At 72.3% G+C, this 14,838-nt stretch carries 18 protein-coding genes and 5 tRNA genes; 16 read left to right on the plus strand and 7 right to left on the minus strand.

What is annotated here, in order from left to right; genetic code table 11:
• Nucleotides 1–138 precede the first annotated feature (138 nt).
• The 6 genes from J7W19_RS23270 (at nt 139) to J7W19_RS23295 (ending at nt 1,664) form a co-directional block, all read left to right on the plus strand.
• Nucleotides 139–210: transfer RNA gene (locus tag J7W19_RS23270), tRNA-Gln, on the plus strand.
• 81 nt (nt 211–291) lie between these two features.
• A tRNA-Glu gene (locus J7W19_RS23275) sits at nt 292–364 on the plus strand.
• A gap of 60 nt (nt 365–424) precedes the next feature.
• Nucleotides 425–497 (plus strand) — tRNA-Glu (locus J7W19_RS23280).
• A gap of 13 nt (nt 498–510) precedes the next feature.
• Nucleotides 511–582 (plus strand) — tRNA-Gln (locus tag J7W19_RS23285).
• Between the two features lie 30 nt (nt 583–612).
• A tRNA-Glu gene (locus tag J7W19_RS23290) sits at nt 613–685 on the plus strand.
• A gap of 100 nt (nt 686–785) precedes the next feature.
• Nucleotides 786–1,664, plus strand: a complete 879-nt coding sequence (locus J7W19_RS23295) for an MEDS domain-containing protein (protein WP_004942841.1) — start codon at nt 786–788, stop codon at nt 1,662–1,664.
• Here J7W19_RS23295 and J7W19_RS23300 read toward each other — a convergent pair.
• Nucleotides 1,612–2,334, minus strand: a complete 723-nt coding sequence (locus J7W19_RS23300; RefSeq protein WP_004942839.1) for a MerR family transcriptional regulator — start codon at nt 2,332–2,334, stop codon at nt 1,612–1,614. The two genes, J7W19_RS23295 and J7W19_RS23300, sit on opposite strands and share 53 nt — an antisense overlap.
• 81 nt (nt 2,335–2,415) lie before the next feature.
• Here J7W19_RS23300 and J7W19_RS23305 point away from each other — a divergent pair, with 81 nt between their 5' ends.
• Entirely contained in the window at nt 2,416–2,910 is a 495-nt protein-coding gene (locus J7W19_RS23305; RefSeq protein ID WP_004942837.1) for a DUF4188 domain-containing protein, read from the plus strand.
• 216 nt (nt 2,911–3,126) lie between these two features.
• Here J7W19_RS23305 and ndgR read toward each other — a convergent pair whose 3' ends face one another.
• Nucleotides 3,127–3,855, minus strand: coding sequence for an IclR family transcriptional regulator NdgR (gene ndgR, locus J7W19_RS23310; protein WP_040889156.1), 729 nt, complete (start codon nt 3,853–3,855; stop codon nt 3,127–3,129).
• 97 nt (nt 3,856–3,952) lie between these two features.
• On the opposite strand from ndgR, the gene leuC reads away from it, so the two are divergent.
• The 4 genes from leuC to J7W19_RS23330 all read left to right on the plus strand — a co-directional run bounded on the left by leuC (nt 3,953) and on the right by J7W19_RS23330 (nt 7,261).
• Nucleotides 3,953–5,374, plus strand: coding sequence for a 3-isopropylmalate dehydratase large subunit (leuC, locus tag J7W19_RS23315; RefSeq protein WP_004942833.1), 1,422 nt, complete (start codon nt 3,953–3,955; stop codon nt 5,372–5,374).
• A gap of 51 nt (nt 5,375–5,425) precedes the next feature.
• Nucleotides 5,426–6,019 (plus strand): 3-isopropylmalate dehydratase small subunit, encoded by a 594-nt coding sequence (gene leuD / locus J7W19_RS23320; RefSeq protein WP_004942832.1) that lies wholly within the window; start codon nt 5,426–5,428, stop codon nt 6,017–6,019.
• Between the two features lie 192 nt (nt 6,020–6,211).
• Nucleotides 6,212–6,457 carry an SCO5555 family protein gene (locus J7W19_RS23325; protein ID WP_004942829.1) on the plus strand — a complete coding sequence of 82 codons (246 nt, stop codon included), beginning with the start codon at nt 6,212–6,214 and terminating at the stop codon, nt 6,455–6,457.
• A 123-nt stretch (nt 6,458–6,580) separates the two neighbouring features.
• Nucleotides 6,581–7,261, plus strand: a complete 681-nt coding sequence (locus J7W19_RS23330; protein WP_004942826.1) for an HU family DNA-binding protein — start codon at nt 6,581–6,583, stop codon at nt 7,259–7,261.
• A 252-nt stretch (nt 7,262–7,513) separates the two neighbouring features.
• Here the strand turns inward: J7W19_RS23330 and J7W19_RS23335 are convergent, their stop codons facing one another.
• Both J7W19_RS23335 and cofC read right to left on the minus strand, forming a co-directional pair.
• Nucleotides 7,514–7,738 carry a hypothetical protein gene (locus J7W19_RS23335; protein ID WP_004942824.1) on the minus strand — a complete coding sequence of 75 codons (225 nt, stop codon included), beginning with the start codon at nt 7,736–7,738 and terminating at the stop codon, nt 7,514–7,516.
• A 10-nt stretch (nt 7,739–7,748) separates the two neighbouring features.
• Complete coding sequence (gene cofC, locus J7W19_RS23340) at nt 7,749–8,417, minus strand: 2-phospho-L-lactate guanylyltransferase (protein ID WP_004942822.1); 669 nt, start codon at nt 8,415–8,417, stop codon at nt 7,749–7,751.
• A gap of 231 nt (nt 8,418–8,648) precedes the next feature.
• On the opposite strand from cofC, the gene J7W19_RS23345 reads away from it, so the two are divergent.
• Genes J7W19_RS23345 through J7W19_RS23355 form a run of 3 tightly spaced genes read left to right on the plus strand, consistent with a single transcriptional unit; the run spans nt 8,649 to nt 11,594 of the window.
• Entirely contained in the window at nt 8,649–9,416 is a 768-nt protein-coding gene (locus tag J7W19_RS23345; RefSeq protein WP_040889153.1) for a lysophospholipid acyltransferase family protein, read from the plus strand.
• Nucleotides 9,413–10,411, plus strand: coding sequence for an NAD(P)H-dependent glycerol-3-phosphate dehydrogenase (locus J7W19_RS23350; RefSeq protein ID WP_004942818.1), 999 nt, complete (start codon nt 9,413–9,415; stop codon nt 10,409–10,411). The genes J7W19_RS23345 and J7W19_RS23350 overlap by 4 nt, the downstream gene beginning before the upstream one ends.
• 34 nt (nt 10,412–10,445) lie before the next feature.
• Nucleotides 10,446–11,594, plus strand: coding sequence for a D-alanine--D-alanine ligase family protein (locus J7W19_RS23355; RefSeq protein WP_004942816.1), 1,149 nt, complete (start codon nt 10,446–10,448; stop codon nt 11,592–11,594).
• Here J7W19_RS23355 and J7W19_RS23360 read toward each other — a convergent pair.
• Both J7W19_RS23360 and J7W19_RS23365 read right to left on the minus strand, forming a co-directional pair.
• Nucleotides 11,591–12,145: a DUF3515 domain-containing protein gene (locus J7W19_RS23360; RefSeq protein WP_233478158.1), complete on the minus strand. Its 555-nt coding sequence runs from the start codon at nt 12,143–12,145 to the stop codon at nt 11,591–11,593. The two genes, J7W19_RS23355 and J7W19_RS23360, sit on opposite strands and share 4 nt — an antisense overlap.
• A 19-nt stretch (nt 12,146–12,164) precedes the next feature.
• On the minus strand, nt 12,165–12,398 hold the full coding sequence (locus J7W19_RS23365; RefSeq protein ID WP_004942812.1) for an Lrp/AsnC ligand binding domain-containing protein: 234 nt from the start codon (nt 12,396–12,398) through the stop codon (nt 12,165–12,167).
• 155 nt (nt 12,399–12,553) lie between these two features.
• On the opposite strand from J7W19_RS23365, the gene J7W19_RS23370 reads away from it, so the two are divergent.
• Nucleotides 12,554–13,537 (plus strand): thiamine-phosphate kinase, encoded by a 984-nt coding sequence (locus J7W19_RS23370; protein ID WP_004942811.1) that lies wholly within the window; start codon nt 12,554–12,556, stop codon nt 13,535–13,537.
• Between the two features lie 21 nt (nt 13,538–13,558).
• Entirely contained in the window at nt 13,559–14,347 is a 789-nt protein-coding gene (thiD, locus tag J7W19_RS23375) for a bifunctional hydroxymethylpyrimidine kinase/phosphomethylpyrimidine kinase (protein ID WP_040889188.1), read from the plus strand.
• Between the two features lie 284 nt (nt 14,348–14,631).
• Here the strand turns inward: thiD and rpmB are convergent, their stop codons facing one another.
• Nucleotides 14,632–14,817, minus strand: coding sequence for a 50S ribosomal protein L28 (rpmB, locus tag J7W19_RS23380; RefSeq protein ID WP_004942804.1), 186 nt, complete (start codon nt 14,815–14,817; stop codon nt 14,632–14,634).
• Nucleotides 14,818–14,838 lie beyond the last annotated feature (21 nt).

Consider the following 14,838-nt stretch of genomic DNA (forward strand, 5'->3'; position numbering starts at 1 on the left):
GGGCACCGGCCCGGGTTATCGATTTTGGTGCCCCGTCCACCTTCGGGTAATGTTCTTCCTGCGCCGCCCGGGAGGGCCGAGAGGCCGGAGCGGAGGGCGCGAGCCGAGCAAGACCCCTTCAGGGGGGTCGAGTTCTGGTGGGGTATGGTGTAATTGGCAGCACGAGTGATTCTGGTTCACTTAGTCTAGGTTCGAGTCCTGGTACCCCAGCAAGAGAAATTCACTGGAAATTCTCTGGCAAATCTACTGATAAAGTAGAAACCGCGCGAAAGCGCAAAACGCGAAGTGCGAGCCCCCGTTGTGTAGCGGCCTAGCACGCCGCCCTCTCAAGGCGGTAGCGCCGGTTCGAATCCGGTCGGGGGTACTGATCCTGAATCCGTCACCATCCGGAGAATTCCGGAGGCGATGTCGATGGATCGCTAGGGCCCCCGTTGTGTAGCGGCCTAGCACGCCGCCCTCTCAAGGCGGTAGCGCCGGTTCGAATCCGGTCGGGGGTACTGGTCATCACCATGGGCTATGGTGTAATTGGCAGCACGAGTGATTCTGGTTCATTTAGTCTAGGTTCGAGTCCTGGTAGCCCAGCGCAAGACTTTCGGGTCTGCAACAGAGCAAGCCCCCGTTGTGTAGCGGCCTAGCACGCCGCCCTCTCAAGGCGGTAGCGCCGGTTCGAATCCGGTCGGGGGTACGCACAGGGAAATGCCCTCCGCGATACGCGGGGGGCATTTCCCGTTTCCCGCCCCCGTGCGCTCTTCTCGCCCCGGGGCGCCGTCGCCATAATTCCCCGCATGGCCCTTCCCCGTGGCGCGCTCCACCGGACCCCCGTCGGCGACCTCCGGCCGGGCGACCACGCCTGCCTGCTCTTCGCCTCCGACGAGGAGCGGACCGCGGTGCTGCGGGAGTTCGTCCGCGGCGGCCTGGACGCCCAGGACAAGATCCTCTACCTGGCCGGCCGCCGGGACCCCCACGACCCCGCGGCCCTGCTGGACCGGTACCGGCTGCCGGCCCCGCGCACCGGCGTGGAGGTGGTCCCCCTCGACGAACTCCGCACCCCCGAAGGCCCGTTGGAGCCCGCCGCCCTGCGGGACCGGTTACGCGCCGCCGCCACCCGCTCCCACGCGGAGGGCTACCGCGCGCTGCGCATCGCGGGGGAGCCCTGCCCGGCTCCGCAGGACGGACGCGACGTGCGCCGGCTGCTGCGGTACGAGTCCCTGCTCGGCGAGGAGTTCGCCGCCGGCCGCGCGCTGGCCGTCTGCCAGTACGACGTCCGGCACTGCGCTCCCGAGGCGCTGGACGCCGCCGCGTCGGCCCACACCCGCGGCGTGGGCCCCGATCCGCTGGTCAGGACCGCCGACCTGCTCGTCGTCCGCACCTACCGGCCGCCCGGCCTGCGCCTGGAGGGCCGGGTCGACGCCTCCTCCCACCGGCAGCTGCGGGACGCCCTGCGCTCGGTGGCCGGGGTCCGCGGCGACCTCCGCCTGGAGATGTCCGGCGTCGAGTTCCCCGACCTGGGCGGCCTCCGGCTGCTGATGACCTTCGCCCGGGCCCGCGCCGCCCGCCACCGCTCCGTCGAACTCACCGGCCTGGCGCCGCGGCTGTGCGAGGTCATCACGCTCATCGGCTGGGACCGGACTCCCGGTCTCCGGCTGCCGGAGTCGGTCGGCTGAGGCCCGCGGGCCCGTCGCCCTCGCCTCCGCCGCCCCCGATCCGCCGCGCCGACTCCTCGGCGTGCGCCAGGCGCCGCAGGCTGAGCAGCACCGGCTCGTAGAGCACGGTGAGCGCCACCGCCGCCTCCACCTGCCCGTCCACCGTCGGCTCCGCGAACACCAGGTCGAGATCGGTGACGGCGAGTTCCGCGGCCAGCCGCCCGTACGGCAGCAGGTGCTCCGTGCCGCACGGGTAGCCCAGCCGGGCCAGGGCCGCCACGGAGTGCAGCAGCGTCCGGTAGGCGGGCGAGGCCGCGACCTCCACCCGCTCCGGGTCCCAGCCCAGCCGCGCGAGCACGCCGTCCACCGCCCCGCGGGCGGCCTCCGCCGCCTCGTCGCCGCTGTCCGGCGCCGGCACCCCCGGCAGGGCCCAGGTGGCCGCTCCCAGGCGCGTGTGGTGGTCCAGGGACGTGTCCTCCGCCGCGGCGATCACCTCCCGCGCGTCGGCCACCGACACCCCGCCCACCTGGATCAGCGCCCGCACCAGCCGCAGCCGCCGCAGGTGGCCCTCGTCGTACGCGGCCTGCGTCGCCGACACCCGGCGGCCCGGCTGCAACAGGCCCTCCCGCAGGTAGTACTTGATCGTCGCGGCGGGAACGCCGCTGCGCTCACTGAGCTCGGCCAGTCGCATGGCTCTTGCGCCCCTCCTTGGATAGTGTCACTATCCAAGCATGGATAGCGCCGCTATCCAACGAGGGGTGGGGGTAACGCCATGGGCAAGTCACCGATCGCGGGCCGGGTCACGGCGGCGGCCGAAGGGGACGTGGTCGTCTTCCTGATCGGTATGCGGATCAACCGCTGGCGCTCGGTGCGCCACTGGATACCGGTGTTCGGGGCGATGCGGCGGATGCTGGCCGAACTCGACCGGGATCCGTCCGCCGGGCTGCTGGGGTACCGGCTCCTGACGGCCGGGCCGCGGGAGTACACGGTGCTGCAGTACTGGGAGTCGCGCGAGAAGCTGCTCGCCTACGCGGCCGACGGGGACCGGCCGCACCGGCCGGCGTGGGCCGCTTTCAACCGGCGGGCGCGGGGGGCGGCGGGGCGGGTGGGGATCTGGCACGAGACGTACGTCGTGCCGGAGGGGGCGTACGAGACGGTCTACAGCGGGATGCCGCGGCATGGGCTCGGGGCCGCTTACGGGGTCGAGCCCGTGGCCCGGCGGGGCGAGCGGGCCGCGGAGCGGCTGGCTGCGCCTGCGGCGGGCTGAGCCCCGGTCCCGCCCTTTCACCGTTTCTTGCGGGGGCGGGCCCGCGCACCCCCGAAACCGCGCTCCGCGCGGTTGTCCTCAAGCGCCGGACGGGCTGACTTTCAGCCCGTCCGGCGCTTGAGGACGAGCGGCGGAGCCGCGAAAGGGGGGCTGGGGGCTTGCCCCCAGGAAACGGCGAATGGGGGTGCCCCCTCTGGGGGAGGGACCGGGGCACCCTCACCCGTTGCGCCGCAACGCCTCCGTCAGCCGCACCGCCGCGTCCAGCACCGCCTGAGCGTGCATCCGGCCGGGATGACGAGTAAGGCGCTCGATCGGCCCGGACACCGACACGGCCGCCACCACCCGATTCGAAGGCCCCCGCACCGGCGCGGAGACGGACGCCACACCCGGCTCCCGCTCCCCGATCGACTGCGCCCAACCCCGCCGCCGCACACCCGAAAGCGCCGTGGCCGTGAAGCGAGCCCCCTGCAGCCCGCGGTGCAACCGCTCCGGTTCCTCCCAGGCCATGAGGACCTGGGCGGCCGAGCCGGCCTTCATGGGGAGGGTGGAGCCGACGGGGACCGTGTCCCGCAGTCCGGACAGCCGTTCCGCCGCGGCGACGCAGATGCGCATGTCGCCCTGGCGCCGGTAGAGCTGGGCGCTCTCGCCCGTCACGTCCCGGAGGTGCGTGAGCACCGGGCCCGCCGTGGCCAGCAGCCGGTCCTCGCCGGCCGCCGCCGCGAGTTCGCTCAGCCGCGGGCCGAGGATGAACCGGCCCTGCATGTCGCGCGCCACCATGCGGTGGTGCTCCAGGGCCACCGCGAGCCGGTGCGCCGTCGGACGCGCCAGCCCGGTGGCCGTCACCAGCCCGGCGAGCGTCGCCGGACCCGACTCCAGGGCGCTCAGCACCAGGGCCGCTTTGTCGAGTACGCCCACTCCGCTCGAGGCGCCACCAGAATTGTCCATGCAACGATACTCGCGTCTCACACTATGAAACGCAAGTTCACGTTTTCCCGGAAGCCGCCAACCTGTACCCACGGCACCCCGATCCGGAGGGACAGCGATGGGACGCACACTGGCCGAGAAGGTCTGGGAAGAGCACGTCGTGGCGCGCGCCGAGGGCGAGCCCGACCTCCTCTACATCGATCTCCACCTGCTGCACGAAGTCACCAGCCCCCAGGCGTTCGACGGACTGCGCAAGGCGGGCCGGCCGGTGCGCCGCACCGACCTGACCATCGCCACCGAGGACCACAACACCCCCACCCTCGACATCGACAAGCCCATCGCGGACCCGGTCTCGCGCACCCAGCTGGAGACCCTCCGCCGCAACTGCGCCGAGTTCGGCGTCCGGCTGCACCCGCTGGGCGACGTCGAGCAGGGCGTCGTCCACGTGGTGGGACCGCAGCTGGGACTGACGCACCCCGGCACCACCGTGGTCTGCGGGGACAGCCACACCTCCACCCACGGCGCGTTCGGCGCCCTCGCCTTCGGCATCGGCACCAGCCAGGTCGAGCACGTCCTCGCCACCCAGACGCTGCCCATGTCGCCGTTCAGGACCATGGCCGTCACGGTCGAGGGCGAACTGCCCGAAGGGGTCACCGCGAAGGACCTGATCCTCGCCGTCATCGCGGAGATCGGCACCGGCGGCGGCCAGGGTCATGTCATCGAGTACCGCGGGTCCGCGATCGAGAAGCTCTCGATGGAGGCCCGGATGACCGTCTGCAACATGTCCATCGAGGCCGGCGCCCGGGCGGGCATGATCGCCCCGGACGAGACCACGTTCGCCTATCTGAAGGACCGCCCGCACGCCCCCCAGGGCGCCGACTGGGACGCCGCCGTCGCCCACTGGCGCACCCTGCGCACCGACGACGACGCCGTCTTCGACCGCGAGGTCGTCATCGACGCCTCCGCCCTCTCCCCGTTCGTCACCTGGGGCACCAACCCGGGGCAGGGCGCGCCGCTGTCGGCAGCCGTCCCCGACCCCGCTTCGTACGAGGACGCTTCGGAGCGCTCCGCCGCCGAACGCGCCCTGGAGTACATGGGGTTGACGGCCGGTCAGGCGCTCCGCGACATCGCCGTGGACACCGTCTTCGTAGGCTCCTGCACCAACGGCCGGATCGAGGACCTGCGGGCCGCCGCGGACGTGCTGCGCGGCCGCGCGGTCGCCGACGGGGTGCGGATGCTGGTCGTCCCCGGGTCCGTCCGGGTGGCGCTGCAGGCGGTCCAGGAGGGGCTCGACGCGGTGTTCACCGCGGCGGGCGCCGAGTGGCGGCACGCCGGCTGCTCGATGTGCCTGGGCATGAACCCCGACCAACTGGCGCCGGGCGAGCGGTCGGCGTCGACCTCCAACCGCAACTTCGAGGGCAGGCAGGGCAAGGGCGGCCGGACGCACCTGGTCTCGCCGCAGGTCGCCGCCGCCACCGCCGTGCTCGGCCGGCTCGCCTCGCCCGCCGACCTGCCGGCCGGCCCGGTGCTCGCCGCCTGAGCGGCGCGGCGCACCCCACCCCAGCACCCCACCCACGAGGAAGAGCAGCTCATGGAAGCGTTCACCGCACACACCGGCCGGGCCGTGCCGCTGCGCCGCAGCAACGTGGACACGGACCAGATCATCCCGGCGCACTGGCTGAAGAAGGTCACCCGCGACGGTTTCGAGGACGGCCTCTTCGAGGCGTGGCGCAAGGACCCGGACTTCGTCCTCAACGACCCCGCCCGCGCGGGCGCCTCCGTGCTGGTCGCCGGACCGGACTTCGGCACCGGCTCCTCCCGCGAGCACGCGGTGTGGGCGCTGCAGAACTTCGGCTTCAAAGCCGTGATCTCCGCACGGTTCGCGGACATCTTCCGGGGTAACTCGCTCAAGAACGGTCTGCTGACGGTCGTCCTGCCGCAGGAGACCGTCGAGCGGCTGTGGGAGCTGACCGAGGCCGACCCCACCGCGGAGGTCACCGTGGACCTCGTCGCCCGTCAGGTGCGGGCCGAGGGCATCACGGCCGATTTCAGCCTTGACGAGAACGCCCGGTGGCGGTTGCTGGAGGGGCTGGACGACATCGGGCTGACCCTCCGGCACGAGTCCGCCATCGCCGCCTTCGAGACCCGCCGGCCGTCCCACAAGCCGTCCACGGCCCAGGTCTGAGGCCGTTTACCGGCCGCTCCGGGGCCCGATTTCCCGCCCGTTCGGCCCAGCGCCCAGGCCCCGGAACCACCCTCGATTTCCGCTGTTCACCCCAGGTTTGGCATGATGCGCCCCCTGTCTTCGGACAGGGGGCGCACCGCGTTGTTGAGGCCCTGTGAGGCGACAACTCGCCTCAGATGGCACAATCGGTGCATGGAACGCGACAGCCAACTCGGGCTCTACCGGCTCGTCGCCGACCAACTCAAGGAAGCGCACTCCCGAGTGCGCGCACTGCAAGTCCCGGAGGGCGTACGGATGGCGCTGTCCCGGAAGCTGCTGGCCATCACGGCCGTGGCAAAACACGATCTCTCAGGCGCGGCAATGCGTCTGGACCGGCTGATGAAGGACCTCGACGAGGGCCGTTTCCCTTCAGAGCGCGGCACCGACGGAACTCCGTGATGGGTCGGGTTCGTTGCGGCACAAGGGTGATTAGACCGTTTCGTGTTTGATTTGCGGTATATATCTGCCTAACGTGCGAAAACGCTGGAACAAATTCCAGCAGGTGTCTCCGAAGGGGAAGACGTGAACAAGGCGCAGCTCGTTGAAGCGATTGCCGACAAGCTCGGCGGCCGTCAGCAGGCCGCTGACGCGGTCGACGCGGTACTCGACGCGATCGTTCGTGCGGTCGTCGCCGGCGACCGGGTCTCGGTCACCGGCTTCGGTTCGTTCGAGAAGGTCGACCGCCCGGCCCGTTACGCCCGCAACCCGCAGACCGGCGAGCGCGTCCGGGTCAAGAAGACCTCGGTGCCCCGCTTCCGCGCCGGTCAGGGCTTCAAGGACCTGGTGAGCGGCTCGAAGAAGCTGCCCAAGGGCGGCGAGGTCGCGGTGAAGAAGGCGCCCAAGGGCAGCCTTTCCGGTGGCAAGGCCACCACCAAGGCCGCGGCCAAGAAGGCCACCGCCAAGAAGACGGCCGCCAAGAAGGCGACCACGGCGAAGAAGGCGACCACCGCCACCAAGGCCACCACCGCCAAGAAGACCACGGCGGCGGCGAAGAAGACCACCGCCAAGAAGACCGCACCCGCCACCAAGGCGGCAGCGGCGAAGAAGGCGGCGCCGGCGAAGAAGACGACCGCAGCCGCGGCCAAGAAGACCACGGCGAAGAAGACCGCCCCGGCGAAGAAGGCCACGGCGACCAAGGCTCCGGCGCGCAAGACCACGGCGCGCAAGACCACCGCCAAGAAGGCCGCGGCCAAGAAGAAGTAAAAAGCCGCTGACGGCGTCACGCGCCGGGCCGGGCTCCCTTCGGGGAGCCCGGCCCGCGGTGCGTTGAGGCGGGGAAAGCCGCGAAAGCCGGGAGCGCCGTGCCGCGCGGGGCCCGTACGGGTCGCTGTACGGCCCCTGGAGCCTCTCGCGCCCGCTCCGGGGTCTCCCTGATGCCGGAGGGGCCGGGGGAGTTCACACCGGCCGCCAGGGGACCGTGGAAGCGCCACGGCGCCACGGAAAGCCGTCCGGGCGTCAGAAGGTCTGCAGCGTCACCAACGTCACACGCCGCCGCCCCGGCTCGCCCGTGCTTCCGTCCGCCGCGTCCGCCAGCTCGATCCGCACCCGCTGCCCCGGCCGCAACAGCCGCAGACCGCCCGCGTCGAACGCCCCGGCGTCGAACGGCACCGGGGTGCCGTCGTCGAGGAGAACGCTTCCGCAGCGGGTCTCGGGGTCGTAGGTGTACGCGGTGGCCTGCATGTCCGAGAGCCTAGTCCGTCGCCGGGCCGGGCGGCCCGACGGCGGCCCACGCCCCGGCGGCCGCGGCCGTGCGGGGCCCCACGCCCAGGGCCAGTGCGGCCCGGAGGTCCGCCGGTGTGTCCACGTCCCGGCGCACGGAATCGACCCCCGGCAACCCGATTTCCCGCGCCCCGGAAGCCCGGTGCCGGGCGCGCGAGCGGCCCTCGAACGCCGGCGCCAAAAGCATTCCGGGAGCCGCCGCCAACAGCGTCGTCCCGATTCCCTCGGCATCCGCGAGAAATGCGCGCGGGAATTCCGCCGCCGAATCGAGCACCCGCCCGAGTTCCACCGGGCGCAGCGCCGGGAGATCCGCGTTCAGCGTCGCCACGCCCGCCCGCGGGCGGTGCGCCCGGACCGTCCGCGCCCCGTGCGCGAGCGCCGCGTTGAGGCCACCGCCGCCCGCCGGTTCGGCGACCGTGCGGGCTCCGGCCGCCCGCAGTTCCGCCCCGGCCAGCGGGTCGTCGGTGACGACCACCACATCCCGTACCGCCGCGCACGACAGCGCGGCCTCCACCGTGTCCAGCGCGAAGGCCAGCGCCAGCGCGGGCCGGCTCGCACCGGATCCGGCGCCCACGGCCGCCGCCAGCCGGCTCTTGGCCCGCGCCAGCGGCTTCAGCGGCACCACCAGCGTCCAGCGCACGGCACTCCCTCTTCTCGGTACACCCGGGCCTCCCCGGTCGCCACCGGCCCCTGCCGGCCCCATTGTCGCCCTCGGCCGCGCGCCGCCGCTCCGGGACTCCGGCCGCTGCCGCCGGAGGGGCACGGGGTTACGGTGTTCTCGACAGACCGGGTACCTGGCGCCACACTTGTCCGGCCCCGGGAGAGCAGCAGGCCCGTGGAAGCTTCCAGGTCCCAAGAGAAGGGTGTACGGGTGTCCCGCCACAGAATCGGCTTCTGGTACCGCTTTACGGCGGTGTTGGCGAAACCGCCGCTCGTGGTTCTGTTCAAGCGGGAGTGGCGCGGAATGGAGCACATTCCCGCCGACGGCGGCTTCATCACCGCCATCAACCACAACTCGTATCTGGACCCGCTCTCCTACGCCCACTTCCAGTACAACACCGGGCGGGTCCCCCGCTTCCTGGCCAAGGCCGGCCTCTTCCGCAACGGCTTCGTCGGCACCCTGCTGCGCGGCACCGGGCAGATCCCCGTCTACCGCGAGAGCACCGACGCGGCCAACGCCTTCCGCGCCGCCGTCGACGCCATCAACAAGGGCGAGTGCGTGGCCTTCTACCCCGAGGGCACCCTGACCCGCGACCCCGACCTGTGGCCCATGGAGGGCAAGACCGGCGCCGCCCGGGTCGCCCTGCTCACCAAGGCGCCCGTCATCCCGGTCGCCCAGTGGGGCGCCCACGAGGCCATGCCGCCCTACGCCAAGGAGAAGAAGGTCCGCCTCTTCCCGCGCAAGACCCTCAAGGTGATGGCCGGCCCGCCCGTGGACCTCAGCGAGTTCCACGACAAGGAGCCGACCGCCGAGGTGCTCCGCGCGGTCACCGACAAGATCATGACCGCGATCACCGAACTCCTCGCCGAACTCCGCGACGAGCCGGCCCCCGCCGAGCCGTACACCCTCAAGAAGGCCCGGGCGGCCGCCGCCGCCCGCCGACAGGCCGGCACCGGCCGCGAGGAGGACGGCAAGTGACGCGCTGCGCCGTCTTCGGCACCGGATCCTGGGGCACCGCCTTCGCGATGATCCTCGCGGACGCCGGCTGCGAGGTGACCATGTGGGGCCGCCGCGCCGCCGTCGTGGACGCCGTCAACAAGGGCGCCAACCCGGACTACTTCCCCGGCGTCGAGCTGCCCTCCGCCGTACGGGCCACCACCGACCCCGCCGAGGCCGCCGCCGGGGCCGCGTTCACCGTCCTGGCCGTGCCCTCCCAGACGCTCCGCGGCAACCTCGCCGCCTGGAAGCCCCTGCTGGCCGACGACACCGTGCTCGTCTCCCTGATGAAGGGCGTCGAACTCGGCACCGCCAAGCGGATGAGCGAGGTCATCGAGGAGGTCGCCGGGGTCTCGCCGGACCGGGTCGCCGTCCTCACCGGCCCCAACCTGGCCAAGGAGATCGCCGACCGGCAGCCCGCCGCCGCCGTCGTCGCCTGCCGCGACGAGGAGGTCGCCAAGCGCCTCCAGGCCGCCTGCCACACCGCGTACTTCCGTCCCTACACCAACACCGACGTCGTCGGCTGCGAGCTCGGCGGCGCCGTCAAGAACGTCATCGCCCTCGCGGTCGGCATCGCCGACGGCATGGGCCTGGGCGACAACGCCAAGGCGTCCCTCATCACCCGCGGCCTCGCCGAGACCACCCGGCTCGGCCTGGCGATGGGCGCCGACGCGCACACCTTCGCCGGACTCGCCGGGATGGGCGACCTCGTCGCCACCTGCTCCTCACCGCTCTCCCGCAACAACACCTTCGGCCGCAACCTCGGCCGCGGGCTGAGCCTGGAGGAGACCATCGCCGTCACCAAGCAGACGGCGGAGGGCGTCAAGTCCTGCGAGTCGGTGCTCGATCTGGCGCGCAGGCACCATGTCGACATGCCGATCACCGAGACGGTCGTGGGCATCGTGCACGAGGGCAAGCCGCCCATGGTCGCCCTGAAGGAGCTGATGGCGCGCAGCGCCAAGCCGGAGCGGCACTGAGACCGGCGGGGTCACCAGGTACGCTCAACGCGATATGAGCAGCGAGAACCCCACCCAGAGCCCCGGCCGCAAGCCGCGCGTCGCGGTCGTCTTCGGCGGCCGCAGTTCCGAGCACGCCATCTCCGTGGTCACCGCCGGCGCGGTGCTGCGCGCGATCGACCGCACCAAGTACGACGTGCTGCCGATCGGCATTACGCAGGACGGCCGTTGGGCGCTGACCACCGACGACCCCGAGCGGATGGCCATCTCCGGCCGTACGCTGCCCAGCGTCGACCGGCTCGCCGAGTCGTCGGAGGGCGAGGTCGTGCTGCCCGTCGCCCCCGCCAACCGCGAGGTCGTCTACGCCGAGCCCGGCTCGGTGCCCAAGGCGCTCGGCGAGGTCGACGTGGTCTTCCCGATGCTGCACGGCCCCTACGGGGAGGACGGCACCCTCCAGGGCATGCTGGAACTGGCCGGCATCCCCTACGTGGGCGCCGGTGTGCTCGCCTCGGCCGTCGGCCAGGACAAGGAGTACATGAAGCGGATCTTCATCTCCTACGGGCTGGCTGTCGGCCCGTACGAGGTGATCCGCCCGCGTGAGTGGGAGAGCGACCGCGAGGCCGCCCGCCGCAAGGTGCTGGACTTCGCCGGCGAGCACGGCTGGCCGCTCTTCGTGAAGCCCGCCCGCGCCGGCTCGTCCATCGGCATCACCAAGGTGGACGACGCCTCCGGCCTGGACGAGGCCATCGAGGAGGCCCGCCGCCACGACCCCAAGATCCTCGTCGAGGCCCTGCTGCGGGGCCGCGAGATCGAGTGCGGGGTCCTGGAGTTCGAGGACGGCCCGCGCGCCAGCGTGCCCGCCGAGATCCCGCCGGTGGAGGCGCACTCCTTCTACGACTTCGAGGCCAAGTACATCGACTCGGCCGCCGGCATCGTCCCCGCGCCGCTGACCGACGAGCAGACCCGCCGCGTCCAGGAGCTGGCCGTCCAGGCGTTCGAGGCCGTCTCCTGCGAGGGCCTGGTCCGCGCGGACTTCTTCCTCACCGAGGACGGCGAGTTCGTCATCAACGAGATCAACACCATGCCGGGCTTCACGCCCATCTCCATGTACCCGCGGATGTGGCAGGAGAGCGGCGTCACGTACCCGGAGCTGGTGGACCGGCTCCTCCAGGCCGCGCTGCGCCGTTCGACGGGCCTGCGCTAGGGGGTCTTCGGAGCGGGGGAGTCGTCCGGATCGTCGGACGGCACCGCCTTCCGGACGGCGGCGGCGAGATCGACGAGCGCGCTCATGTCGCCGCCGTCGCCGACCACCTTCTTCGGCAGCGTGACCTCGACGTACACCGGCCGCAGAGGGGTGGTGCAGCGGATGCTCCCGTCCGGCAGCCGCTCGGGCGACCACTTCACCCCGTCGATGTCCACGGCCTGCGTCCGCACGTCGTTGAAGATCTTCGGCCGCGGCACCCCGCAGCGCAGCTCGATCCACGGACCCTCACCCCACGCGGCGGTGAAGTCCGAGACGGGATCGGTGGCGCGCCGCTTCAGCCCGCCCACCTCGTCCGGCAACTCCTTGTGCAGCGCCCGGCAGAGCGCCGCCTGGCGCCCGGTCGGGGCCGGCACCTCGGGACGCGGGGCGTCGTCCGCCGCCGAGCAGCCGACGGCCGCGCCCAGCAGGACCGCCGTGAAGGACAGGGCGGCCCGCCGGCGCGGCCGGGGGGGACGGACGGATGGGACGGTACGGGCGAACACAGTGCTCACCGGCCGAGCATACGAGGGACTACAGGTGGACGACCGGGCAGGTCAGGGTCCGGGTGATGCCCTCCACCTGCTGGACCTTGGCGACCACCATCCGGCCGAGCGCGTCCACGGTGTCGGCCTGGGCGCGGACGATGACGTCGTAGGGACCCGTCACGTCCTCGGCCTGGATCACGCCGTTGATCTTCGAGATGACTTCGGCCACGGTCGACGCCTTGCCGACCTCGGTCTGGATCAGGATGTACGCCTGTACCACGGAACCTCCAGGGCGGCTTCGAGGATCATGTGGGGAGAAGAGACGCCACCGTACCGCGCCGCCGCACGGCACGGGGAGACCCGCGCCACCTGCGCGGCGCGCGGTTCCTCGGGAACCGCGAGACCACAGCACCGGAAACTCCGAGGAGGAGCGCAGTGAAAGGCACCGTCGGCGAGTTGGGGGAGTTCGGCCTCATCAGGGAGCTGACCTCCCGGCTCACCACCACCCCGGCCGTCCGGCTCGGACCGGGCGACGACGCCGCGGTGGTCGCAGCGCCCGACCGGAGGGTCGTGGCCAGCACGGACGTGCTCCTGGAGGGGCGGCACTTCCGCCGCGACTGGTCCACGGCCTACGACGTGGGCCGCAAGGCCGCCGCCCAGAACCTCGCCGACATCGCCGCCATGGGCGCCGTGCCGACCGCCGTGCTCCTCGCCCTCGTCGTCCCGGCCGAACTCCCCGCCACCTGGCCGGTGGAGCTCATGGACGGAATCCGCGACGAATGTCAGGTCGCCGGCGCGGCGGTGGTCGGCGGGGACGTGGTGCGCGGCGAGACCATCACCGTGTCCATCACGGCCCTCGGCGACCTCCGCAACCACGAACCCGTGATGCGCTCCGGCGCGCAGCCGGGCGACGTCGTCGCGGTCACCGGCTGGCTCGGCTGGTCGGCGGCCGGACTCGCCGTCCTCTCCCGGGGCTTCCGCTCCCCCCGGGCCTTCGTGGAGGCGCACCGCCGTCCCGAACCCCCGTACCACGCGGGCCCGGCCGCCGCCTCGCTCGGCGCCACCTCCATGACCGACGTCAGCGACGGGCTGATCGCCGACCTCGGGCACATCGCCGAGGCCAGCAAGGTCCGGATCGACCTGCACACGGCGGCCATCGACGTCCCCACGCAGATGTCCGACATCGGGCAGGCCGTGGGCGTCGACCCGCTCCAGTGGGTGCTCACCGGCGGCGAGGACCACGCCATCGTCGCCACCTTCCCGCCGGACGTGAAGCTGCCCGCCCGCTGGAAGGTGATCGGCGAGGTGGTCAACCCGTCCGCCCTGCCCCAGGTGACCGTCGACGGCGCGCCCTGGGAGCGGGCGGGCGGCTGGGACCACTTCGGCGACGAGGACCTGCCGGAGGCGGAGGACGACTGAGGGGCGCGTAGGTTGGTGTTCATGCCGATACCCCCGCGTGTGCTGACCGTCGCCGGCTCCGACTCCGGCGGCGGGGCCGGCATCCAGGCCGACCTCAAGACGATGCTCGCCCTGGGGACGCACGGCATGAGCGTCCTCACCGCCGTCACCGCCCAGAACTCCCGCGGCGTACAGGGCGCCTGGCCGCTGCCCGCGGAGGCGGTACGGGCCCAGTTCCGCAGCGTCGTCGACGACATCGGCGTCCAGGCCGTCAAGACCGGGATGCTGGCCTCGGCGGAGCTGGTGGAGACCGTCGCCGAGTTGCTGACGGGGGTCGGGGCGCCCGTCGTGGTCGACCCCGTGGGCGTCTCCAAGCACGGGGATCCGCTGCTCGCCGCGTCGGCGCTGGACGCTCTGTGCCTGAAGCTGCTGCCCCTGGCCACGGTGGCCACCCCCAACCTGGACGAGACCGCCTGGCTCACCGGCGTCCACGTCACGTCCGAGGCGGACCTCCGCCGGGCCGCGGACGCCGTGTTGGCCTTCGGGCCGCGGTGGGTGCTGATCAAGGGCGGTCACCTGCCCGGTGACGCGGTCGACTTGCTGACGGACGGAACGTCGGAGCATCTGTTGCGTGCCCCGCGTCACGACAACCGGCATACGCACGGGACGGGGTGCACGCTGGCGAGCGCGATCGCGTGCGGGCTGGCGAAGGGGCTGTCCGTGCCGGACGCGGTGGGGGCGGCGAAGAAGTACGTCACCGGGGCGATCGCCGCCGGGTTCCCGCTGGGGGAGGGGATCGGGCCGGTGGACCACGGGTGGGCGCTGCGCTGAGTCCGCCTGCGGCGGGCTGTGCCCCGGTCCCGCCCCTTCGCCGATTCCTGGGGGCAAGCCCCCAGACCCCCGAAACCGCGCTCCGCGCGGTTGTCCTCAAACGCCGGACGGGCTGAAATCAGCCCGTCCGGCGTTTGAGGACAGCGCGCGCAGCGTGCTGCAGGGGTGCGGGGCCCTCCCCGCAAGAATCGGTGAAAGGGAGGGACCGGGGCACAGCAAAAAGCCGGCCCCCTCAGGGGGCCGGCCTTCAGCAACCGGAAAGGGCTGCGCGTGACGCGAAGCCGCTAGCGCGAGACCTTGCCGGCCTTGATGCACGAGGTGCAGACGTTGAGCCGCTTCGGCGTCGCCCCGACCTTCGCACGCACCCGCTGGATGTTGGGGTTCCAACGGCGGGAGGTACGGCGGTGCGAGTGCGAGATGTTGTTGCCGAAGCCCGGCCCCTTGCCGCAGACGTCGCAGTTGGCAGCCACGGGTTACTCCAAAGACGGGTC

Source organism: Streptomyces mobaraensis NBRC 13819 = DSM 40847, from assembly GCF_017916255.1.
Taxonomy (GTDB): Bacteria; Actinomycetota; Actinomycetes; order Streptomycetales; family Streptomycetaceae; genus Streptomyces; species Streptomyces mobaraensis.